A 22,590-nucleotide genomic window follows, 5' to 3' on the forward strand; every position below is an offset into this window, starting at 1 on the left:
TAAGAAAGTTCAAAGTTCATCATGGACTCAGCCGGAAGCCGATGCCCCAGACCGTATCGATATAGGCTTCGCTGTCGTGCGTTTTGATTTTATTGCGAATATTGCTGACATGTACCGTTATCGTCTTGTCCTCGCCCAGATAGATCTCCTCCCAGGCCAGCTCATAGAGATCCTGCTTCGTGAATACGCGGGAGGGATTCCGGACCAGCAGCTCTACAATCCGGTATTCCTGGCGGGTCAGAGCAAGCAAGCTGCCATGAATCCTAACACTGTAGGCCGTGCAGTCCAGCACCAGATTCTTATGCCTGAATTCCTTCACCGGCTCACCGGCAGCTGTCCGCTGGATATGGACATGGATGCGGGCAATCAGCTCCTCCAGCTCAAAAGGCTTGGTCACATAATCATCAGCGCCAAGCGTGAACAGATCCAGCTTATGATCCAGCTGATCCTTTGCCGAGAGGACAATTACCGGAATCCGGGACTTCAACTCCTCACGCAAACGGTGCATGAACCCTTCGCCGGACAATCCGGGCAGCATCAGGTCTAAGACAATGAGGTGGTACTCCTGCTCTGCCAGATTCAGCATCCCTTCACTGCCTGAATAGGCCCGGGTACACTGAAAGCCTGAGGCGGTAAGCCCGTCATGCAGAATTGCGTTAATATGCTCATCATCCTCAACGATGAGAATTCTTTTGCTGTTACTATTGAGAGGGATGCCCATGGGGGTGCTCCTTTCCCGCTTTTGCGAATTCGATATCAATGCTGAAGATGCCGCTGGCGGAATTGGCCTCTGCATCCCCGTTCATTTTCTCCATCAGCGCCTTCACAATCGAGAGTCCAAGACCTGAGGAATGCCGGGTACGCGACGGATCTTCTCTGTAAAAGCGGGTAAAGATCTTCTCCGTATCCACCCTGCTGCCTGGCTTAAGCCGATTAGTGAAGCGTATACACAGCATCTCCTGCCTGTCTTCAACCTCTACGGTCAACGGGCCTTCGCCGTGGATGAAATAGTTGCCGATGATATTGGTAAAGATTCGTTCCAGCGCATGGATATCCCCCATCACCCGGGGAGAACGCTCCGGCAGCCGAAGCTCAGGCTCATTCCCGGACCGGGTAAAATCATCAATGAACGTGAACAGGTTCCGCTTCAGCACCTCCACCACATCAACCGCCTGCAGCTCCAATTCATACTCGGGATTCTGCAGCTTGGTATAGAGGAACAGTTCCTCTACCAGCTTAATAATCTGCTGTATTCTCGACTGGGCAAGCGTTACGTACCGCCCCTTCTCCTGCTCCGCCTCTGTCCGCAGCGCCAGCTGAAGGTACCCATCCAGTGAAGTGAGCGGCGTGCGGATATCATGCGACAGACTGGTAATCGCCAGATTCATCTCCTGATTCTTGCGGCTGAACTGTTCTCCCATCGCTTGCTGGCGGCTTAACAGGTTATTGCACTCCCTCACCAGCCTGCCGATCTCCTTTGGCTTCAACTGGGTCGCTACCAGCTTACGGGACTCATGCTCCATAATAAAAGACAGCTGGCTGCTGATCTGACCGACCTGTCTCCGGTAGTTCAGCAGGTACACAGTCTGGGCAATCAGCAGCAGCAGCAGGAGTCCTGCCAGAACAATAAGGATACGATCAACTCCTCTCATATGGTTTTATTATATACGATTGAGAGAGGCTTAATAGTAACACAAAAAGCTACGCTTATACCCAAACTATTTGGGGTAGCGTAGCTTATTTCAATGGCCTTCATCATCCCAGCGCTAACTCATAAACAAATAGAATAATATCTCCGATCTAAACGGTATTGATGTGCTGAGTTCTGGAGATTAATAGAATCGGGTAAAACGGATTGGTACATAGAAGACAGTACTCTGGATTCAAGAGCGAATACCCCGTCCTGATGATTATTAAATAAACTCTTGTGATTCTTTTAGTGTGTTGACTTAAGGAGTTATGGCAATCCGCCATATCCAATTATAAAAATTTATTTATTATTTTTCACACTTATCGTTACAATTTCATTTTTAGCAATTTGAGTATTCTCAATAGGAGATTGGCCAGTTACTATTCCATTCTCTACAAGATAATTATTGGCATCTTCTTTTATGTTTACACGCAAATTAAGATTTTCTAATAGTGTTACGGCTTCTTGCTCAGAAAGCCCTACTAGGAATGGGACATTGGATTTTTTTGGATTTTCTCTGTAAGCAAAAACTATACTAATTGCAATAACTATAACTCCAATAGTAGTTAGCAAATAAACTCTCCTAAATCTCAAGTTAATTTCAAACGATGAAAGTAACCACTTTTTAATCATTTTTAACCTCCTTGAATATTTAGTTCTTATAGGTTTACTCAAATCTCTCCATTACCTTAAAAAGGATTTATTATTATATTTTACCCGTTGATTCGAAAGCTGTTAAATCTTCAAATGATTTTTCAATACAAAGCGTGACCCCTTTAAGCAGTCACACCATTCCACAAGGCGTAAAAATGATTTATTCCAGATCTGATGGTCAGCCGTGGACGGTAGCTACCACTACTCTTGTTAGTATGAGTTTTTCCACTAATCAAACAAGTCCAACAACTATGCAATATGGACATTTCAATACTGACAATGGACAAACTATACAGAGTTTTACTGACACATCTAACTATGCTTATGCCCATTATGCTGGTGCAACTCATATTAGATTCTTTATAACTAATTTATCGGCAGGTTCAGTTATTGTTAGTGGACAAATATCATTCTAAAAACTCAACGCGGTTTGTTTATTACGGTGCTTCAATTTTTATAAGTTTTAATATGACTGCAAGCCCCTCTCCTGAATATCGGAGAGTGGGCTTGTTTTTTGTATTCCAAATTTTATTCGATACAATTACTTGCTCAATAGCTAAAGGGAGTTGAAACAAGCATAAAGAAGTATAGTTTAAACTCTAAGGCTATTTACACACTAATTGAGCTTGTGGCGTATAGAGATTCCCTCCTTGCTCACTCTAAGCTGAATCTCCCCTTGCTGATCGGTCCGGTAGATCTCAGTATTTGCGTCAGCCAACCGGTCCAGTACACCGCCATTGGGATGCCCGTACAGGTTATTCACACCGGCTGAGATTACAGCGGTCCCGGGGTTCCAGAAAGCGAGCCAACCTGCACTGGTGGCGGTTTTGCTGCCGTGATGGGCGACCTTGAGGGCATCGATGGGTCTGCCTTGCTTAATCCCGGATTGATTTGCGGACCGCAGGATCGCTTCCTCTGCAGCCTGATCCATATCTCCTGTGAAAAGAAAGCTCCGGCCGTTCATCTCCAGCCGGAACACCACCGATTCGTGGTTCTGATCCTCCACTTCCTCTGGCAGGATCTGTCCGTCCGTGGGCGGCTCCGGCCAGAGGAAGTTCAGCCGCGCGGCCTCGTCCGGGGCCAGCGTCATACCCTGCTGCACCGGGTACAGCCGGACACCCGCGTCCAATGCGGTCGTCATCAGCTTGGTGTACGGCTCTGTGTCAACTAATGTTCCGTTGAACAGCAGCGCCGATACCGGCATCCCTTCCAGCACCGCCTGCAGCCCTCCGGCATGGTCCTGATCGCCATGCGTCAGGATAACCGCATCCAACCGGTGGATGCCCCGCTGTTTGAGGAGCGGCAGCAGCGTCTTCGCTCCGACCTCGAATGGGCTGCGGCGGATACGCCATGCCTCCCGGTTGCCGAAGCTCACGGTCCCGCCGCCGTCCACCAGGATGTGGGCTCCGCCCGGCGTGGTGATCAGGCTGCTGTCCCCCTGGCCTATATCAAGGTAGCTGATGGAACCGGAGCCGTCGCGTATAGCCTCAGCGTTATAGCCCTTATAGAGCAGAATGGTCAGGCTTACAGCGCACAATATCGCTGCGAAATTGCTCCAGCGTGCTGAACCCGATCGCGGATAGGCTTGAAAGGCCAGCGCCGCTCTTCTGCTGTTCGCAGTGGATGGCAAATCTGGCTGGTTGGTGGTGTTTCCACTTTTGCTATTGGCGTTTCTGCCGATCTTCCACCGGCCGTTTCCCGGCGGTTCCGGTCTAACCAGCTCCGCCAGCGGACGGGTCTCATCATCCATGAACTGGGGAACAAGCATGGCCTCAGTCCTCCGTTTCAACGCGTGTAACAAACCATATAACAGACCGTAATAGAGGCAGATCCACAGGAAGGAAGGCGAAGCCCAGATCAGCACCCCGGCGGTGAATCCGTTCACCCACTCTACTGCTGCGAATGTAATATTATTCAGGAACTCTGCAAGCTGCGCCGTCAGTAGTGATGCTGCATTCCATACCCTCCCAAGGAGCAATGCCAGTGTTCCCAGGGGCAGCACCAGGAAGGTGATGAAGGGAACCAGCAGCAGATTAGCAGCAACGGACAACAATGAGAATTGGTTGAAATAATAAATCGTCAGCGGAAACGAGACCAGTTGAGCAATAATCGTTACAGAGAGGCTGCTGCCCAGCCAGCCCGGTAACCGCCTGAACAGCGGCGCAGCGAGCGGTGTGTACACCATGAGTCCTGCCGTCACCAGAAAAGACAGCTGAAAGCTGACACTAAGCAGCAGATAAGGATTCCAGACCAGCATCATCAGAGCGGATGCAGCCAGAATATTTAGTCCATCCTTGAGCATACCCAGCCTTGCCGCCAGCAGGGCAATCATGCTCATGATCCCGGCGCGGATCACAGACGGTCCTGCCCCGGACAACAGCACATAGACCGGAACCAGCAGCAGGGTCACCGTCAGTGCGGTTTCTCTGGTCAAGCGGCAGCGGCGCAGAAGAACCAGGATTACTCCGACGTACACCGCTACATGCATCCCCGAAATGGCCAGGATGTGGGTGAGCCCGAGCTGCGAGAACTGTCTGAAGGTCTCCGGGTCCAGCTCCTTTTGGATGCCGATGACGAGGCCCTTCATATAACCCGCATGAGGCTCCTGAAATAAGCGGCTCATTTCTGCACCGAGCGCAGATCTTGCCTTATCATTCCAGCGGAGAATAGTGGACGGCTCCCACGAGACTTGGGGGTTAACCGTTACACTGGCTGTTCCCGTTCCTTTGAGCAGCCAGTGTATCTTTTGAGTGAGCAGATAGGCACGGTAGTCGAATCCGCCGAAGTTGCGCGCTATCTGGGGCTGTATCAATTCCCCCTCAATGACCACCCGGTCTCCCCGCTGCCACAAGGCAGCCTCAGCGATCTCATTCTCCTCCTGAAGCTTGATCTGTACAGTTACACGTTCACCTTCAGGATCACTCCCCACTGCTCCCGCTGCGGCAGACTGTTCCCCTTGCTGGTGTAGTCTGACACTGGACAGCTTCACGACAAAATCAACCCTGTCCCCGTCCCGCTCCACCGGAGAAGCAATAACGCCAGCGGCTGTTACATAAGCCTCATTCAGTTCGCTCACCGGGTGCCCCAGCGCCTTAGGCAGCAGACTCACATTGCGTACCTCGCTGTACTCCCAGTATAGGGCTGCCACGATCAGCGCTGTCACCAACACTCCAGCCGTCCTCCAGCGTATTCTGCCGCTCACCGCCCAGACTACAGGCAGCAACAGCAGCCCTGTGAGGCAGAACAGCAGACTGCGGCCAGAGAACAAACATCCTGCGGCACTTCCCGCTACCCAGCAGACCGTAAAGCTTAAGAGCGGCCTTCTGTTCATAATCATCTCTCCTTCCTAATTAGCACTAGACGCCAAAGAACCCCTGCATACGCATACAAATGCGTGTACAGAGGTTCTTCCCCTGGAGCCCGTCACTATTCTTTTCGCGGCTCGTTCAGCCAACTATGTTAAGCCCGTCAGCCCATCCGTAGATGCTGGTTATTCAGATACCGAAATCATCGTTTCCTTAGGCGGCTCGTAGTTCTCCAATTGACGGAACACGATTCCTTTGGAGGAGAGCATCGCCTGTACCTTCTCCATGTCTTTCTTGTAAGGACGCAGGTAGACAATCTCCACGATTCCGCTGTTAGCCAGCATATTGGCACAGGTCCAGCACGGCTCATCCGTAACGTAGACCGTACTGCCTTCCCGGTCGCTCCGGTCTGTGAACAGCAGCAGATTCTGCTCGGCATGGATTGTACGGATACAGCGCTGCTTTTTGACCATTGTCTCTACACCGTCTATCATCTCACGCTCGTATTGCTCAGAGACCATACAGCCTGCTTCCGAGCAGTCAGGAACGCCCATCGGCGCACCGTTATAGGCCGTACCCAGCAGCTTCTTCCCCTGCACCAGCACCGCGCCGACATGGCGGCGGGGACAGCGCGAACGGGTGGAGACCATGCAAGCAATATCCATGAAGTATGTATCCCAGTTCTTGCGGTAAGCCACAGTCATCAGTAATCTCCACTTTCTCTTCAATAGTTGTTCATTATTGTAGCATACCTGTCTGCGTTTTCACTAGGATATTGATAGCCCGCAACAACCTACATTTCGCCTATCCCTCGCTCAGATCTCCCGTCCCGCCACTTCTACACCTCATTTGCTCATCCGTAAAGTGGGGTGTGATTGCACTTCATACAGTAGAAATTGCATTCTCAGCGCCTAAGTAACGTTCTGCTGCACTCTGTACAATTGATTTTCTTATTTGTCCTCAAAAGACCTGCTTTTGTAAAATTCTAATGTACGAAGTGCAGCAGCTTCAGTTATCAGGCGGATTGTGGGCTAATCTAATGTACTGAGTGCAATTGCAGCTTACTGTGCCTCTGTCCATGCTCAGAGTATAGAGCCCGCTAAGTGGAAAAACTACAACTGTTACTGGTGAAAGCGCCGAATGTAAGCTAGTAGTTGGAAAAATGACACTTAATTTATTGCAAATTGCTGATTCAGCGCATTCAGGCTAATTTAGATGCCCTAAATCCACTTACTGTTCGTCAAGGTAGCATTTAAGATTTATTAAGTGGAGGAAATCCAACTGCTTCCCCGACAGACGGGTTGTTCGGAGACGGAGACATTCAGGACGGCGGCCTTAAAATGCCACCAGCGGCTTCAACTTCTCCAGCAGCTTGGGGCCGATGCCCTTCACCTTGCCCAATTCCTTCACGCTGCGGAAGGCTCCCTTACTGGTGCGGTAGTCGATAATCGCCTGTGCTTTCTTCTCTCCGATGCCCGGCAGATCCATAAGGGCTTTGGCATCGGCTGTATTCACATTGATCCGGCCGTCAGCCGCTGCCGGGGCTGCAGTGCCAGCGGCTCCACCAGTTCCAGCTGTTGCAGCCGCCGTTCCACTTGCACCGCCGCTTCCCGCCGCTCCTCCGGGTCCTCCTGAGTCCGCCGCACCCGCACCCGATATCCCGGCACTCGCCGCTCCAGCGCCAGCTGTTCCATCACCGGTGGCCGCACCGCCAACAACTCCGCTACCCGCCTCGCCTACGACATTCGCGCCAGCAACTCCATTACCAGTCACACTCCCGCCAGCTCCTGTCCCCACTGTTGCACCACCCGTGGCTGCGTTGCCAGTTACTCCACTACCCGCCGTACCGCCACCAGCTACCTCGCCACCTGCCTCTCCACTACCCGCCGCACCTGCAACACTCCAGACAACTGCCCCGTCCCCCACCGCACTCCCGCTAGCCACTCCATTACCCGCCACACTCCCTCCAGTTACTCCACTCCCCGCCGTACCGCCGCCAGCTACCTCGCCACCTTCCGCTCTGCTCCCTGCTGCACCAACCGTACTCCCGCCATTAGCCCCGGCGGCTGCACTGCCACCCTCACCTTCAGCCGCTACTCCCAGCGCCTGCGCCATCCCTGTGTTCAGCGTCTTCCATCCGGCGATGCCGGCGTCCTGTGCTCTATGGTCTGCGGCCCATACCAGGCTGCCGCCCAGCAGCGCGGCGGTGATGGCGCAGATGATCATTCTTTTATCCATCAGGTTGTCCTCCCTCATCGAACTGGAATTTTATTCAAAAATCCGATTAAAACCTGTCATTGGTCCAAGTCTGGTGTGCATACATTTAACGAAGAGTATCACTGTAAGCCAGCAGCATAAGAAAGGAGGTACCACAGGATGAAAGTGGGATTTATCGGAACAGGCAGCATGGGAAGTCTGCTGATCGACACCTTCCTTCGGTCGGGAGCCCTTGAGCCATGTGATGTGATGGCCAGCAACCGCAGCCCGGGCAGGCTGATGGAGCTGAAGAAGCTTCATCCCGGAATTACGATATGCTCCGGCAACATCGAAGCCGCCTCGGAGAGCGACCTGGTGTTCCTGTGTGTCAAGCCTTTGCAGTTCAAGCGGGTAACCGATGAGATCGCCCCTTATCTGCGCAGCGACCAGATCGTTGTATCGATTACAAGCCCTGTGCAGCTCTACCATCTGGAATCGGCCCTGCCCTCCAAGGTCGCCAAAATCATTCCCAGCATCACCCATTCCGTCAGAGGCGGAAGTTCGCTGTGCATCTTCGGTAGCCGATTAAATAAAAAAGACAGGCTGCTGCTGCTCCAGCTATTCTCCTGCATTGGAGTTCCTGAGGAAATTCCTGAGGGTCATACGCGGATTGCCTCAGATTTCTCCAGCTGCGGTCCGGCCTTTCTGAGCTATTTCCTGGAGCGGTGGATTGAAGCGGCTGTAGAAGCAACCGGCATCGATGAAGCCCTGGTCACCCGGCTGGCCGGTGAGATGCTGCTGGGTACAGGCAAGCTGCTGACCGAAGGCTCGTTCACCCCGCAGGAGCTGCAGGAACGGGTTGCCGTCCGCGGGGGTATTACCGCGCAAGCCCTGAATCACTTGCAGACCAGTCTGGAAGGGGTATTCGAACGCCTGATCACCACCACACACGACAAATACGATGAGGATGTGGAAAAGCTCGACGAGCTGTTCGGCCTCGGCAGCATCGCCCAGAGCCGCTTAGACCGTTAAGCCATCCTGCCCCCTGCCTTGGCCCTGTCCCCTCCCATGCTGGCAGTCGTCACGCTTCACAGGCCGCCCAAAACCAAGAAAGCCCGCAGCACGGAAACCTCCGTTGCTGCGGGCAGAATTGCGTTCTTCGCTTAACCCACTACGATATTTACCAGCTTGCCGGGAACGGCAATGATTTTGCGTACGGTTTTGCCTTCGACGGCCGCCTTCACATTCGGCAGGGCCAGGGCGTGGTCCTGCATCTCCTGCTGGCCCATATCCGCCGGAATCAGCGCGCGCTGGACGATTTTACCGTTGACCTGCACCACGATCTCAACCTCAGCATCTACGGTCCAAGCTTCATCATAGGATGGCCAGGCGACATAGCTGATGCTTCCTTCATGGCCCAGCAGCTCCCACAGCTCTTCGGCAATATGCGGTGCCAGCGGGGACAGCATCTGTACGAACTGTTCTGCCGCTTCCTTAGACAGGCTCTCCTGCTTGTAAGCGTCATTGATGAAAATCATCAGCTGGCTGATTGCCGTATTGAAACGCAGATGCTCGAAGTCTTCGGTTACCTTCTTCAGCGTCTTGTGCCAGGTGCGTTTGAATTCATCCGTGCCGCCGCCCTCTGTAATCTTCGCGCTGAGGCTGCCGTCTTCATTCACGAACAGGCGCCATACGCGGGAGAGGAAGCGGTGAATGCCTTCGACACCCTTCTCGTTCCAAGGCTTGGTGGCCTCCAGCGGCCCCATGAACATCTCATAGACGCGCAGGGTATCTGCCCCGTAGGCTTCCACGATCTCATCCGGGTTAATGACATTGCCGCGTGATTTACTCATCTTCTCATTGTTGTTCCCCAGGATCATTCCCTGGTTGACCAGCTTGTGGAACGGCTCCTTGGTATCGACTACGCCGATATCATAGAGTACCTTATGCCAGAAGCGGGCATACAGCAGGTGAAGCACTGCATGCTCGGCTCCGCCGATGTACAGGTCAACCGGCAGCCATTCCTTCTGCTTCTCCGGTGAACACAGCTCCTGATCATTGTGCGGATCAATATAACGCAGGTAGTACCAGCAGCTGCCGGCCCATTGCGGCATGGTGTTAGTCTCGCGGCGGGCTTTCATGCCAGTCTCGGGATCAATTGTCTCCACCCACTCGGTCACATTCGCCAGCGGGGATTCACCAGTGCCCGAAGGCTTGATAGCATCCACATCCGGCAGAACCAGCGGCAGCTGATCCACAGGCACAGTCTTCATCGTGCCGTCTTCCAGGTGCAGAATCGGAATCGGCTCGCCCCAGTAACGCTGGCGGCTGAACAGCCAGTCGCGCAGGCGGTAGGTTACTTTGCCCTTACCGCTGCCCTTCTCTTCCAGCCAGGCGATCATCTGAGCCATCGCTTCAGTATTGGACAGGCCGTCGAGGAATCCCGAATTGACATGCGGACCGTCACCGGAGTAGGCTTCTTCTTCGATATTGCCGCCCTGCACCACTTCGATGATGTTCAGGCCGAACTGCTTGGCGAACTCCCAGTCACGGGCATCATGGCCCGGAACGGCCATAATCGCTCCGGTTCCGTAGCCGGCCAGCACGTAGTCGGCAATCCAGATGGGCACCTGCTCGCCGTTCACCGGATTAATCGCATACGCGCCGGTGAATACACCGCTTTTCTCCTTAGCCAGATCCGTACGTTCCAGATCGCTCTTGCGGGAAGCCTTGTCGCGGTAGTCCGCAACTGCTGCCTTCTGCTCATCCGTGGTAATGACATCCACCAGCTTATGCTCCGGTGCGAGTACGCAATAGCTTGCTCCGAACAGGGTATCGGGACGGGTAGTGAACACTTCAAGCACAGCCTCATGCCCCTCAATCGCGAAGGTCACCTCAGCGCCGGTCGATTTGCCGATCCAGTTGCGCTGCATATCCTTGATGCTCTCTTCCCAGTCCAGCTCCTCCAGATCCTCCAGCAGGCGGTCGGCGTATTCGGTAATCTTCAGAATCCACTGGCGCATCGGTCTGCGGACCACGGGATGGCCGCCGCGCTCGCTTTTGCCGTCGATGACTTCTTCATTCGCAAGAACCGTTCCCAGCGCCTCACACCAGTTCACCGATACTTCGGCCACATAAGCCAGTCCACGATTGTACAGCTGGATGAAAATCCACTGCGTCCACTTGTAGTACCCCGGATCTGTCGTACTGATCTCACGGTCCCAGTCGTAGGAGAAGCCCAGCGACTTGATCTGGCGGCGGAAATTGTCAATGTTCTTGAAGGTAATGTCACGCGGATGCTGGCCGGTATCCATGGCATACTGCTCTGCCGGAAGTCCGAAGGCATCCCAGCCCATCGGGTGCAGCACGTTGTAGCCGCGCATCCGTTTGAAGCGGGACACGATGTCGGTGGCGGTATAGCCTTCCGGATGGCCTACGTGCAGCCCTGCGCCGGAAGGATACGGGAACATATCCAGGGCGTAGAATTTCGGCTTGCCTGATTCTTCAATTGTCTTGAAGGTCTTGTTCTCGTCCCAGAATTTCTGCCATTTCGGCTCGATGGTCTGGGCGCGGTATCCAATATTATCGCTCATCTTGTGCTCCTCCTTGGAGTGTTGCTGTATTAGGTAACTCTATTGTAAAAAAATACTGTAAATAAGGGTCACTGCAGAAAGTTTTGGGCTTCCGCCCGCTGTTATACTCGGATTTCTGAATTATAAGCTTCAAGGTAGAAATCCGAGTATAAAGGCGGCCACTAACGTTGCTACAGCTCCAAAATTTCTTTCCGTTCCTTTATATTTACATAAAATCTGTAATAACCAATTCACTTACCCAGTGCAACAGCAAAGCCCAAGAGCCGCCCATGATTCACTGGGCCGGGAGCCGGAGCGAGTCAACATAATCGCTCGGGCCAGCTCAGGACACGCCGTTCCCCCGGGCCAACCGCAAAAAAACCTCCCATCCCTAGCGTATAATCGCTAGGGACGAGAGGTATGAATTCCCGTGGTACCACCCTAGTTAGCGGCGGACATTCTTTGTCCGGCACTCACTTTGACACCCTGTATCGGGGGTGAGGCGACGGCGGTTCACACGCTGGTCCTCCATAGAACCTGCGGCTTGCGCCATTACTCGGAGGTGAGTTCACTGCGGTCCGTTAACCGGCTCGCACCTGGGGTGCCGGCTCTCTGCAATAACGGTCTCACGAATTAATACTCCTCTTCATCGCACTGCTATGATAACTCTTCTTATCGTAATATTCACCACATTATAACCAAAAGATACATGTACCGTCAATCCTTTCATCCGAAGTCACTGCGAAGAAGCCGCCATTGCCCACATGCCTGAAGCGGCGGGGAGAAACGGCTGCTGCTTCTATGCCGGCCTTCTGCGGATATAATAGCCGATGATATGCTGAATGACCACCTTGGCGGCAGCGAAGAAAGGAACGGCCAGAATCAGTCCGATCATTCCGGCAATCTCCCCGCCGACCAGCAGCGCGAAGATGATCAGCAGCGGATGCAGATGCAGCTTCCGCCCTACAACCTGCGGAGAGATCACGTTGCTCTCCAGCATTTGGCACAGGGTGTTCACCACCGCCACCAGCAGGACAAGGCGCCACGACAAGGTTGAGGCCATTATAATGGCCGGGGCCGCCCCCAGAAACGGACCCATATAAGGAATAATGTTGAATACCGCGACAACACAGGCGAACAGCAGCGCATAAGGCATGCCGATAATCGCATAGCCGATATAAGCGAGCACGCCGATGATGATGCAGACGAGAAACTGTCCGCGGATATAGTTGCCGAGCGCTTCATCAATGTCTTTTAACAGCATCACAATCGACTTGCGGCGCGAACGGGGCAGACAGGATACCACCATCCGTTCGAATACCTCGAAGTCCTTCAGAATATAGAACACGAGAAAAGGCACAATGAATGCGTTGAACAGCACGCCAATGGTCGAAGCGATATTATTAAGGAAGTGGGAGATGCCTTCGGCCAGGCGGTTCTCCAGCTGATAGAACCAGTTATTCATTCCCGTCTCCACCCCGGGCGGAATCAGTCTGGAATTCATGCCCTTCATCAGCCCCTGCGCGTGCAGCGTCATCTCCGGCAGATGCTCGTTCAGCTCCTCCAGCTGTTCAATGAACATAGGGATCAGATTGATCAGAATCACCGCAAGCGAGGTCAGGAACACTGCATAGATCAGCAGGACGGCTACGCTGCGCGGCATTTTTCTCCGGGAGAGCATAGTGACCACCGGATTTAGTACATATGAGATAATCATGGCGGCCAGGAACGGGGCCAGGATCGCTTTTAGAAACAGGAATACCCCATTCAGCATCGGACGGAGCAGCCAGACGAAATATAGAATAATCAGTGAGAGCAGCACGCCGATCATCCAGCGGAGCCATTTACTGCGGAACCACTCCTCCATAATCTCCCTCCTGAACGTGTACAGCCCTTAACCATCATGCATATTAGTATGTGTGGGAGGGGAATGAAATACTCTGCTCTGCAAAAAATTGGTTTTTTGTTATTTTAGTTCGCAGGTTGGTATAGTGGCCGGGTTCAAGGTTCGCTACAATCATAGTGTAAAGCGCTTACATTATTGAGGAGGGTATTGTATATGAGGAGAACGCTACACAAGCTATTCGGTGCAGGAATGACCCTGCTGCTTGCCGGTCTGCTGACAGGAGCTCCGTCCGTTTCGGCGGCCACCGTCTTTGATGAGCCACTGACCTACTTCAACCCCGCAACCTGGCAAAAAGCAGACGGCTACTCGAATGGCTCCATGTTCAACTGTACCTGGCGTGCGAATAACATCTCTTTCACCAGTGGCGGACAGCTTCGTCTCGCCCTGACCAGTCCCAGCAATAATAAATTTGACGGCGCAGAGTACCGCTCTGTGTACAAGTACGGCTACGGCAAATACGAGGTCAGTATGAAGCCGGCCAAGAACAGCGGGATTGTCTCCTCCTTCTTCACCTACACCGGGCCTTCAGACGGGACACCTTGGGACGAGATCGATATTGAGTTCCTCGGCAAGGACACCACCAAGGTCCAATTCAACTATTACACGAACGGCGTTGGCGGTCACGAGAAGATTGTCAATCTCGGCTTCGATGCTTCCCAGAGCTATCATACGTACGCCTTCGACTGGCAGCCGGGTTATATTAAATGGTATGTAGACGGGGTCTTGAAGCATACGGCCACCAGCAACATCCCCTCCCGGCCCGGTAAAATCATGATGAACCTCTGGAACGGAATCGGTGTGGATTCCTGGCTCGGTTCCTATAACGGGGCAAACCCGCTGTACGCCTATTACGATTGGCTGAAATTCACAGGCAACTAACTTGCAGGCAGGAGATGGACCCCGGCGATGCGCAAGCGGCATCCGCCGGGGTCCTTTTGTCTATGCGGATCATGGCGGCTCATCTTCAATATTTGTTATTCCAATCGCCACATTGGTATGGCGGCTGCTGCCGTCCTTCTGTACGATATATAGCAAGAATACAGCACAGGAGGAACAGATTCGGGTGGGGCCGCCGCCAGGTAAATAGGCAGAAGCACCCAAGCGTATCTACGACAAGAAACCGCCTTATTATAGAGGCGGTTTCTTGTCCCTGCGTTATTTAGCGGCTGCTGCGGTCCCAGGCATTGACTTCCATGGTTTCGGTAAGTCCGCCGTAGGTGTTCCACTTGTGCACGAATTCGTCGAATTCTTCAAGCGGGCTGTCCGCGAAGATGATTTTGATGAAGCTTTTCTGCTCCAGCTTCTTCAGCAGCTCGCCGTCACGCTTCATCGTCGCTGTCGGAGGTCCCGTGAACTGCTCCTTACGGGAAGCCTCCTTCTGGCCCAGCAGCACAGGGGCAATGTCCTTCGGAATCTCCCGGATGACCCCGGAGGGAATCCGGGCCCCGTCGAAGGTTAGCGTGTACGAGGCTACCCGGATGCCGCCCAGCGGCAGCGCCGAAGATTGGGCGCTCGGCTGGCCGCCCGCCATGGACCAGTCATAGCCCTCCGCAAGGCCATGGGCGAACTCGCCGGTCGAAGTAGCGTATGAATCGAACAAATAATTCTGATACGTAAAAAAGATTTCAGGGTGCTTCATCTGCTTATTAATCAGAATGGCCCCATTGACAGGCAGGGTCCCTCTTCTCATGGTGAGGCCGCCCGGCCCCGAAGGGATGGCAATTGCCCGGACACGCGCCTCAGCGTCACGCTTGGTCAAGGAGGACAGGGGCCAGCCGCGCATCCAATAGGGTCCGGCAATGATGCCCGCCTTGCCGGAGATGAACTGGTTCGCCGCTCCCTCTTCATCCAGCCAGGCACTGTCAGCGCTCAGATAACCGCGCTGTACCCATTGCTTCATGAGCTGGACAGCCTTCCTTGCCCCGGGCTGGATGGAGCCGTATTCCAGGGTGCCGTCACTCCGGCGGTTCCACTGCTCAGGAACCGTACCGTAGGCGCCGAACACCCAGCTGCTGTCTCCCATCCAAGTGCTGGGGCCGTTGCGGAATCCAACCGACAGACCGTAGGTATCCTTGATTCCGTTACCGTCCGGGTCCCGGTTGACGAAGGCATCCATGACCTGCTCCAGCTCATCCAGGGTCTGCGGGGCTTTCAGATGAAGCTTGTCTAGCCAATCCTGGCGGACCCAGAGCAGCGGATCGGAGTTATATTCATAATCCATAATGGGAATGGCATACCTGTGTGCGCCGCGCATGAAGGGGTTCCATGCGGAAGCATCCTCGGCAACAGCCTTCTTCCACACCTCGGACGCATGCTGCTCGAACAGGTCACCGACTTCCATGAATTGCCCTGAATCAATCAGCTCCTGGATAATAGCGGCATCTCTGGTCGTTACGATGTCGGGCATATTGCCTTTGGCCAGCTCCAGCCTCAGCTTGTTGGCGTAAGTCTCTGAGGTCCCGGAGATCGTCCAGAGATAACGGATGCGGATGCCAAGCCGCTTCTCGGCCCAGGCCGTATGTACGTTATGCTCCAGGCTCTCCCCTTTGATAAAGTTCAGATTGGGGTTCACGGAGCCTACGGTATACAGGTCTACCGGAGGATCATATTTGCCTTCCTTAACATCGAAGTAAGGGGCTGTACTCTGCGGTGAAGCGGGCGGCTGACTATATTCGGTGCTGCCCCAGGAGCAGCCCGACAACATCAGGAGCAGCAGAAACAGCGGTGAACGGACTTTCATGTAACCACCTGCTTTTCGTAGAGTTCATAATCTTATGATACACTTCTCCATATTACAGCAAATGTCTTGCAAAGGATGATCTTTATGGTGGCATGGCGTCCCAACCTGTTCATTAAAATGGTGGCAATCCTGCTCTCGCTGATTGCCGCCACACTCTTATTCTACGGATCATCCTACCGTAAGGATGTCGGAGTCATTACAAGTCAGATCAAAACCACCGACCTGAACCATCTGGAATTTCTGACCCAGCAGATGGATAACAACATCAACCAGCTGGCGGGCAGCATGTATGCCCTGCAGAGAGATCCCACCATCCGCGATTATGAGCAGATTACGCAGCTGGGCCATCTTATTGATCCCGCCCAGACGATTATGACGGTGCTGGAGAAGCTGTCCCTCCAGACCAGCTCCAGTACGTGGGAGAACCGGATTGTCTTGTACAAGCCCTTCAGCGGAGAAACCTTGGGCTCGGACTCTTCGCTGTCCTTCGATGTCTCTGTCCTGCACAAGCCGCTCCCGGCGGGCTGGGAGTATATCTCGGCGGACAGGGCCGGCGCGGAGGCAGGCTTCCGGCTGCTCTTATCGGACCCTGCCCAGGCAACAAGCCGGCCGCGCGAGGCCCAGCTGCTGATGTCCATGTATTTACCGGTCTCCAATATTGAACGGATGTTCGATGCCTACCAGTCGCAGAACACGGGGGACACCTTCCTTTACCATCCGTCATTCGGCGTCATCCTCTCGCGGAGTTCGGACCGGCAGATGGCGGAGCAAGTCACCGCGGCACTGAATATCACGGCCGGGAAGAGTACCTCCGGCATCTTCGATCTTAAGCAGGGCAGCTTCCTGGTCAGCTCGGTGCCCTCCTCGGCCATCGACTGGCAGGTTGTGCATTATTCACCGCTGAAGGAGATTCTTAAGCCGATCCGCAGCAGCCGCTCTTCCTTCCTGACAGGATCGGCTATCCTGCTGGTGATGAGCCTGCTGTTCTCCTTGCAGCTCTACCGCCAGGTGCAGCGTCCGGTGAGCCTTCTGCTGCGTTCGCTCAACCGGATGAAGGAAGGGCGCTGGTCTACCCGTATCCATACCCGGACCAACCCGGAGTTCACGCTGCTTAATGAAGAATTTAATGACATGGCCGAGAAAATTCAGTCGCTGATCGAGCAGGTCTATCTGGAGCAGCTCCGGGCCAAAGATGCCCATCTGAAGCAGCTTCAATCACAGATCAATCCGCATTTTCTGTACAACTGCCTGTTCTTCATCAAGAGCAAGGCCGCCATAGGAGATACCGAGTCCGTCGAGGCGATGGCACTCAGCTTAGGCGAATATTACCGCTATATCACCAGGGTCGATCATTCCCTCACCACCCTTCAGGATGAGCTGAAGCTGCTGGAGAATTACCTGAAGATCCAGAACCTGCGGAAGCAGCGTATCTGCTACGAGATGGATATGGAGAGCGAGCTGCTGGACCTGCACATTCCGCGGCTGCTGATTCAGCCTCTGGTAGAGAATAGTATCATTCATGGCATTGAGCGAAAAATCGGCCCGGGCTCCATCCGGATCACCGGCCGCCATACCCGGGAAGCCATTCTCATTACCGTTGAGGACAACGGCGCCGGTATGACAGAGGAAGCTATTGCCGCGCTTCAGGCGCGTATCAACGAAACTACGCGTGAGGATGGAGGCTGCGGGCTATGGAATGTCCAGCAGCGTCTCCAATTACATTACGGCGAGGCTTCCGGCCTGATGATTGCCCCTTCACCGGAAGGCGGTCTAATAACAACTCTCCGTATGGAGAAGAAAGAGGAACCTGATGCACCAAATTCTATTGGTTGACGATGAACCCTATGTGGTCGATGATCTGTCCATTTCGATTCCCTGGGCGGAGATGGGCTTCGGACAGGTCCACAAGGCTTATTCCGGGTATGAGGCGCTGGAGCTGCTCCAGCGTCATCCCATCGATATTGTAGTCACAGATATCAATATGCCGGAGCTGTCCGGCACCGAGCTGATTGCCGCCATCCGCAAGCGCTGGAAGCATATCCGGGTGGTCATGCTGACCGGCTATGCGGAGTTTGAATATGCCCGCAAGGCCATTGAGGAGCAGGCCAGTGCCTATCTGCTTAAGCCGATAGCCAATGACCAGCTGATCGCCGTCATCGGTAAGCTGCAGGAGAAGCTGCGCAGTGACTGGGAGGCCTGGTCCTCCCACCAACGGACGATGCAGACCTTCCGCGAGCATCTGCCCATTCTGCGGGACCGCCTGCTCGGGGAGCTGCTGCAGGGACGGAAGCTGCCCGGGCCGCAGCTCCAGGAGCGGCTGGACCAGTTCGACCTGCCGTTCAGGGCCGGACAGCCGGTCTGTCTGGCCGTGGTCCGCCCCGAGGAATTCTTCCGCCGCCAGGATATGCACAGCATGCTGCTGTTTGAATATGCAATCATTAATATCGCCCAGGAGCTGTTCCAGGACCGGTTCCTGATCTGGTCCTGCAAGGATGTGCATGACTATCTCGTATTCCTGCTGCAGCCCAGGGAGGATCTTGAACATGGCGGCAATCCGGGAAATGAGGTGGCCCAGGCTGCCTATCAGCTGCAGAATCATGTCAGTACCCTGATGGGAGGCGGCCTGTCCGTGGTGACCACCGGCTGGGGAGACTTCCCGGATCAGGTCTACACTCTCTATCAATCCGCCATCTCAGCCATCCGCCAGCATATCGGCAGCGAGACCGGCATCTATCTCGATACTACGGATAACAGCAGCTCCCAGCCCGTGGAGATTCTCCAGCCGCTGTATGAGCCGCCGCTGCTGTTCCACATGTTCGAAGCGAACAACTGGCAGGGCATTGAAGACAAGCTGAACGCTATCGTATCGGAGCTGATCCACAGTCCCGAGCGGTCACTGGAGCATATCCAGGAAGCCCGTCTGCACTTGGAGACGGCCTTCTATTACTTCGCCCACAAGAATAACAAGCTGCTGAGCGAGATTGTCGGCAATCCGCTGCTGGAGCAGGCTCCCTTTCAGACGCCGGACAAGCTGCGGGAGTGGGCCATGGAGGTTATCCTTCTGCTGAGAGAGCATACGGATTCCGAACGGCGGAACAGCCGGACCGTGCTGATCCGCAAGGTACATGAGTATATCAACCGCAATCTGCACTATGTCTCTCTACAGGCCATCGCCGACCATGTCCAGATGCATCCGGTCTATCTCTCCAAAATGTACAAGCTGGAGACCGGCAAGCGGATCAGCGACTACATCAGTCAGGTAAAGATGGAAAAAGCGGCGTATCTGCTTATCCATACGCCGCTCAAAATTTATGAAGTTTCCTCGGAGCTCGGGTACTCCAACGCCCATTATTTCATCAAGCTCTTCAAGGAATATGCGGGGATGACCCCGCATGAATACCGTGACCGGGCGCTGTAATTCCGTCAGCCTGCGAAGGTAAGCTCTACCTCATGGGCGAAGCCGTCATCTACGGCCGGTACCAAGCCGTCCTCCAGTACCCGGCCGTCCAGCATCAGGCGGGTTGCCCCATCCTGCATGCGGTGGAAGCCCTCCGGCTTACGGACCTGAATCCGGTAGGAAGAGCTGCCAAGCTTCAAGGTGTAGGTAAGCTCCGTCTGCTCTTCCCGCAGCACCGGACTCAGGGCTATGCCCTGCTCCGTATATTCAATACCCAGCGCTTCCATCAGCGAGAGGGTGAGCCAGGTCGAGGTGCCGCTAAGCATCGGACCGATGTTCTCACCAGTCTCGCTGTTGTTGTATTGGGTGCAGAACCGCGGATTCCCGCAGACGGCAAACGGATCATCCATCGTCTTGAACGGCATAATCCGGTCCAGCAGCCAGTAACCCAGGCGGCAGAGCTCTGCTGCCAGATCCGGGCTGGATACTTCCTTGGCCCCCTTGAACATAGCCGCAGCAGCCATCATGCAGGCATGCTTGAATACGCCGCCGTTCTCGCGGTCACCCGGGAAGTATTCATCCGATGCCGTGTGCGTGGATACCCGGCCCAGCGCCACCGGCGAGACCAGCTTCATGCCGTAAGGCGTCATCAGATGCGCCTTCATGGTGTCCAGCATCACCGCGATCTGCTCCTCATCCGCACAACCCGCCAGAATGCTCCAGCTGAACGAATTCAGGAAGTACGAGCCGTCCTTCGCCGGATCGGAGGACATCCCGTCCCCGGCAGCGCCGAGATACGTGTATTCTCCGTTCGCATAGCGGTTGAACAGCACACGGGCGAAGAAATCCCCCTTCCAAGCATGTTCCTGGATGCGTTGACGCAGCTTGGCTCCGAAGCCGGTCAGCTCATCTGCATACGCCTGCTCGCCTTTGCGGGCGGCCAGGGCGGACAATTCATCGACCGCCACCTTCAGCAGGAAGGCATTCATGACGCTCTCGGAATAATCACTCTCCAGCGAATCCCCGAAGACACCGCCGGCCTCCAGCTGCTTCCGGTAGAGTGCTTCCTTGGCCGGGCCGTTCAGGTAGGTGTCATCGAGCTTCAGACAATCGTTCCAGTCTGCGAAGTCGAGCAGCGGCAGGCCGTGGCGTCCGATCGAGATCTGTCCGGAATAGACAATAATAGCCTTTAGGGTCTCGAATACCGGCCGTTCTGTGTCCGTGCCTGCTACCGGACAAGACTCATCGAGGAACTCCGAATCTCCGGTCAGCATGACATAACGGTAGACAGCCTGGATCAGCCATAGCGCATCATCGGACCATTTGCCCGGCTCTTTGCCGGCCCAGAAGAAATTGTGATACGCATACCCCAGCTCGAAGACCATGCTGGTCCATTCTTTCAGCAGGCTCTTGACGAGGCCGCCCCGGCCCATCCCGACGAAATAATACATCGAGGCATACATATCCTGAATTTCACGGAAGCCGATCTCCCGGTAGCCCTTCTGGGTCTGACAGAAGGAACGGGAGACAAAGCTCTGGTAGAGCACCTGAAAAGGCAGATTACGGTTCACGAACTGGTCGAAATTCTCGTCCCCCGAGGATACCTGCAGGAACCTGGAGTAATTCCGCACGAACTTCAGGGATTGCGCCAAGGCTTCTTCCGCCGAGCTGCGGCTTGTGAAGCGGGCGATCAGCGCACCTACCTCTTCCTCCAGTACCGTATCGCTCCAGGATGCACCGCTCTTGTCGGAGACAAGGCCCGTCAGCTGGTCAACTGCTGCCGTGGCTCCGGCAGCAACCTGAATCTCCCCCGCTACCGCGAAGAATCCCGGCCCCTTGCGGTGCAGAATGCTGCTTAGCTTCAGCGCGCCGGATGGGCGGTGAAGCGAGCCGGTGCCGACGAACTCATTGTAGCTGACACAATATTCGCGCGGCAGCACCGGTCCGTCTTCCCCGTGGATGATCATCGTGTGGAAGCGCAGATCATGACGCCCGCCTTCCGGGTAGTAGTCAGGGCTGATTGCAGCCACGGCACCATCAGCGTCCTGCAATACGCCGCCTTGCATAATAACATTGCTATACAGCACATCCTCGAACAGAGCGCCCGGTGCTGCCGAACCGAACATGCCCGTGTACACCAGACGAAGCTGGCGGCTGCTCTCTCCATGGTTCGTAATCGTAACGCGCTGCATCTCGGTCGCCAGCGGCAGACCCTCAGCATGCGGCAGAATGAAGATGGTGCGCGTAATCTCAAGTCCGCCGGACAGGCGGTACGTGATGATGGTTACATTCTGTGAATGGCGGCAGACTGCCGATTCAATGCCTTCTCCGCCCGGATCCGCGGAATAGAAGATCTGCTTCCCGTCCTCGAACAGATAGAATTGACGGTTGGCCGGGAAGCCGTTCTCCTCCTGGCGCATATCCCAGCGGGTCGCCAGCACCTGGGTAGCCGCATGGGAACGGAAGCTGCCGCCGCCAAGGCGGTCTACCACGCTCTTCGGTGTAGTCTGGAGCGGATGAGGGAACTCCAGCCGGTTGCCCAGCAGCAGATTGACCGCGAAGTGCGGACCCGGGACGGGGGAACGCAGGTCAATGACATGCTCGCCTTCAGCGTTAAGGGCACCAGCCCAGCCCGGTGCAACCTGAAGCTGCGCCAGTGCCGCGTTTGCAGCCGCCTCCGGTATAGCTATTGCCTGTTCCTGTCTTCCGGCATGGCGGATATGCAGGGATAGTTCCGTAGCTGTATCATTCACGGTGAACAGCGCGGATGCGCCAGTCTCCTTCGGCAGCAGCGCTGCCACCTCCGGGAGCTTAAGCAGCTCCTGAATGGCAGGCAGCCGAAGCGGAAGGCCGGCAACGCCAACAGCCCCGATGCACCTGGAATCCGTGAAGACGGCGCTTAGCTGGCTGCCCTCGTCTATCCGGTCTGCGAATGCCTGTCTCAGGATATCCTCAGGTGAAGCAGCCGCTGCTCTTGCGGTATTAAATTTCAGCATCATGAATGGTTCTCCTCTTTTCCTGTTTTCTATTGGATGATACTCATTCCCTGTTATGTATACTCATTGGGACGAAGAATTGGGGAAGGTTCTGGACAAGCATGAAGAACGGTTGCCCGTTCTCCATGTAATGA

14 protein-coding genes are annotated in these 22,590 nt (G+C 54.6%); 4 read left to right on the plus strand and 10 right to left on the minus strand.

All coding sequences use genetic code 11. From position 1 onward, the window contains the following. Nucleotides 1-19 precede the first annotated feature (19 nt). The 6 genes from MKY86_RS23185 to MKY86_RS23210 all read right to left on the minus strand — a co-directional run bounded on the left by MKY86_RS23185 (nucleotide 20) and on the right by MKY86_RS23210 (nucleotide 7,887). Nucleotides 20-721, minus strand: coding sequence for a response regulator transcription factor (locus MKY86_RS23185; RefSeq protein ID WP_076082099.1), 702 nt, complete (start codon nucleotides 719-721; stop codon nucleotides 20-22). Further along, nucleotides 702-1,652: a sensor histidine kinase gene (locus tag MKY86_RS23190; RefSeq protein ID WP_076082101.1), complete on the minus strand. Its 951-nt coding sequence runs from the start codon at nucleotides 1,650-1,652 to the stop codon at nucleotides 702-704. Before MKY86_RS23190 ends, MKY86_RS23185 begins: the two co-directional genes overlap by 20 nt. A gap of 338 nt (nucleotides 1,653-1,990) precedes the next feature. Further along, the gene (locus tag MKY86_RS23195; RefSeq protein WP_036732281.1) at nucleotides 1,991-2,323 is read right to left on the minus strand and encodes a PASTA domain-containing protein; all 333 of its coding nucleotides are present in this window, start codon (nucleotides 2,321-2,323) and stop codon (nucleotides 1,991-1,993) included. 637 nt (nucleotides 2,324-2,960) lie between these two features. Beyond that, nucleotides 2,961-5,675: a ComEC/Rec2 family competence protein gene (locus MKY86_RS23200; protein ID WP_083685530.1), complete on the minus strand. Its 2,715-nt coding sequence runs from the start codon at nucleotides 5,673-5,675 to the stop codon at nucleotides 2,961-2,963. 159 nt (nucleotides 5,676-5,834) lie between these two features. Beyond that, complete coding sequence (locus tag MKY86_RS23205) at nucleotides 5,835-6,353, minus strand: deoxycytidylate deaminase (RefSeq protein ID WP_076082103.1); 519 nt, start codon at nucleotides 6,351-6,353, stop codon at nucleotides 5,835-5,837. A 631-nt stretch (nucleotides 6,354-6,984) separates the two neighbouring features. Continuing rightward, entirely contained in the window at nucleotides 6,985-7,887 is a 903-nt protein-coding gene (locus MKY86_RS23210) for a ComEA family DNA-binding protein (RefSeq protein ID WP_076082106.1), read from the minus strand. A gap of 138 nt (nucleotides 7,888-8,025) precedes the next feature. Here MKY86_RS23210 and comER point away from each other — a divergent pair, with 138 nt between their 5' ends. Beyond that, nucleotides 8,026-8,877 (plus strand): late competence protein ComER, encoded by an 852-nt coding sequence (gene comER / locus MKY86_RS23215; protein ID WP_076082109.1) that lies wholly within the window; start codon nucleotides 8,026-8,028, stop codon nucleotides 8,875-8,877. 131 nt (nucleotides 8,878-9,008) lie between these two features. Here comER and leuS read toward each other — a convergent pair whose 3' ends face one another. Further along, entirely contained in the window at nucleotides 9,009-11,438 is a 2,430-nt protein-coding gene (gene leuS / locus MKY86_RS23220) for a leucine--tRNA ligase (RefSeq protein WP_076082112.1), read from the minus strand. Nucleotides 11,439-12,216: 778 nt separating this feature from the next. Beyond that, a complete protein-coding gene (locus MKY86_RS23225; RefSeq protein WP_076082115.1) occupies nucleotides 12,217-13,284 on the minus strand; it encodes an AI-2E family transporter in 1,068 nt (355 codons plus the stop codon). Between the two features lie 228 nt (nucleotides 13,285-13,512). On the opposite strand from MKY86_RS23225, the gene bglS reads away from it, so the two are divergent. Next, nucleotides 13,513-14,202 carry a beta-glucanase gene (gene bglS / locus MKY86_RS23230; RefSeq protein ID WP_076082211.1) on the plus strand — a complete coding sequence of 230 codons (690 nt, stop codon included), beginning with the start codon at nucleotides 13,513-13,515 and terminating at the stop codon, nucleotides 14,200-14,202. 280 nt (nucleotides 14,203-14,482) lie between these two features. Here bglS and MKY86_RS23235 read toward each other — a convergent pair whose 3' ends face one another. Then, the gene (locus tag MKY86_RS23235; protein ID WP_076082118.1) at nucleotides 14,483-16,063 is read right to left on the minus strand and encodes an extracellular solute-binding protein; all 1,581 of its coding nucleotides are present in this window, start codon (nucleotides 16,061-16,063) and stop codon (nucleotides 14,483-14,485) included. 84 nt (nucleotides 16,064-16,147) lie between these two features. On the opposite strand from MKY86_RS23235, the gene MKY86_RS23240 reads away from it, so the two are divergent. Together MKY86_RS23240 and MKY86_RS23245 are read left to right on the plus strand one after the other, a co-directional pair. After that, on the plus strand, nucleotides 16,148-17,896 hold the full coding sequence (locus tag MKY86_RS23240; RefSeq protein WP_340827525.1) for a sensor histidine kinase: 1,749 nt from the start codon (nucleotides 16,148-16,150) through the stop codon (nucleotides 17,894-17,896). After that, nucleotides 17,874-19,481 carry a response regulator gene (locus tag MKY86_RS23245; RefSeq protein ID WP_036732293.1) on the plus strand — a complete coding sequence of 536 codons (1,608 nt, stop codon included), beginning with the start codon at nucleotides 17,874-17,876 and terminating at the stop codon, nucleotides 19,479-19,481. Before MKY86_RS23240 ends, MKY86_RS23245 begins: the two co-directional genes overlap by 23 nt. 5 nt (nucleotides 19,482-19,486) lie before the next feature. Here the strand turns inward: MKY86_RS23245 and MKY86_RS23250 are convergent, their stop codons facing one another. Beyond that, a complete protein-coding gene (locus MKY86_RS23250) occupies nucleotides 19,487-22,459 on the minus strand; it encodes a GH36-type glycosyl hydrolase domain-containing protein (RefSeq protein ID WP_340827526.1) in 2,973 nt (990 codons plus the stop codon). Nucleotides 22,460-22,590: the final 131 nt, after the last annotated feature.

The sequence above is a fragment of the Paenibacillus sp. FSL R7-0333 genome (assembly GCF_038000365.1).
Taxonomy (GTDB): domain Bacteria; phylum Bacillota; class Bacilli; order Paenibacillales; family Paenibacillaceae; genus Paenibacillus_AQ; species Paenibacillus_AQ silagei.

What these genes read in the sequence shown, in the direction of transcription:
- MKY86_RS23185 (WP_076082099.1), bottom strand. Translation starts at nt 721, where the DNA reads ATGGGCATCCCTCTCAATAGTAACAGCAAAAGAATTCTCATCGTTGAG.
- MKY86_RS23190 (WP_076082101.1), bottom strand. Translation starts at nt 1,652, where the DNA reads ATGAGAGGAGTTGATCGTATCCTTATTGTTCTGGCAGGACTCCTGCTG.
- MKY86_RS23195 (WP_036732281.1), bottom strand. Translation starts at nt 2,323, where the DNA reads ATGATTAAAAAGTGGTTACTTTCATCGTTTGAAATTAACTTGAGATTT.
- MKY86_RS23200 (WP_083685530.1), bottom strand. Translation starts at nt 5,675, where the DNA reads ATGAACAGAAGGCCGCTCTTAAGCTTTACGGTCTGCTGGGTAGCGGGA.
- MKY86_RS23205 (WP_076082103.1), bottom strand. Translation starts at nt 6,353, where the DNA reads ATGACTGTGGCTTACCGCAAGAACTGGGATACATACTTCATGGATATT.
- MKY86_RS23210 (WP_076082106.1), bottom strand. Translation starts at nt 7,887, where the DNA reads ATGGATAAAAGAATGATCATCTGCGCCATCACCGCCGCGCTGCTGGGC.
- comER (WP_076082109.1), top strand. Translation starts at nt 8,026, where the DNA reads ATGAAAGTGGGATTTATCGGAACAGGCAGCATGGGAAGTCTGCTGATC.
- leuS (WP_076082112.1), bottom strand. Translation starts at nt 11,438, where the DNA reads ATGAGCGATAATATTGGATACCGCGCCCAGACCATCGAGCCGAAATGG.
- MKY86_RS23225 (WP_076082115.1), bottom strand. Translation starts at nt 13,284, where the DNA reads ATGGAGGAGTGGTTCCGCAGTAAATGGCTCCGCTGGATGATCGGCGTG.
- bglS (WP_076082211.1), top strand. Translation starts at nt 13,513, where the DNA reads ATGACCCTGCTGCTTGCCGGTCTGCTGACAGGAGCTCCGTCCGTTTCG.
- MKY86_RS23235 (WP_076082118.1), bottom strand. Translation starts at nt 16,063, where the DNA reads ATGAAAGTCCGTTCACCGCTGTTTCTGCTGCTCCTGATGTTGTCGGGC.
- MKY86_RS23240 (WP_340827525.1), top strand. Translation starts at nt 16,148, where the DNA reads ATGGTGGCATGGCGTCCCAACCTGTTCATTAAAATGGTGGCAATCCTG.
- MKY86_RS23245 (WP_036732293.1), top strand. Translation starts at nt 17,874, where the DNA reads ATGCACCAAATTCTATTGGTTGACGATGAACCCTATGTGGTCGATGAT.
- MKY86_RS23250 (WP_340827526.1), bottom strand. Translation starts at nt 22,459, where the DNA reads ATGATGCTGAAATTTAATACCGCAAGAGCAGCGGCTGCTTCACCTGAG.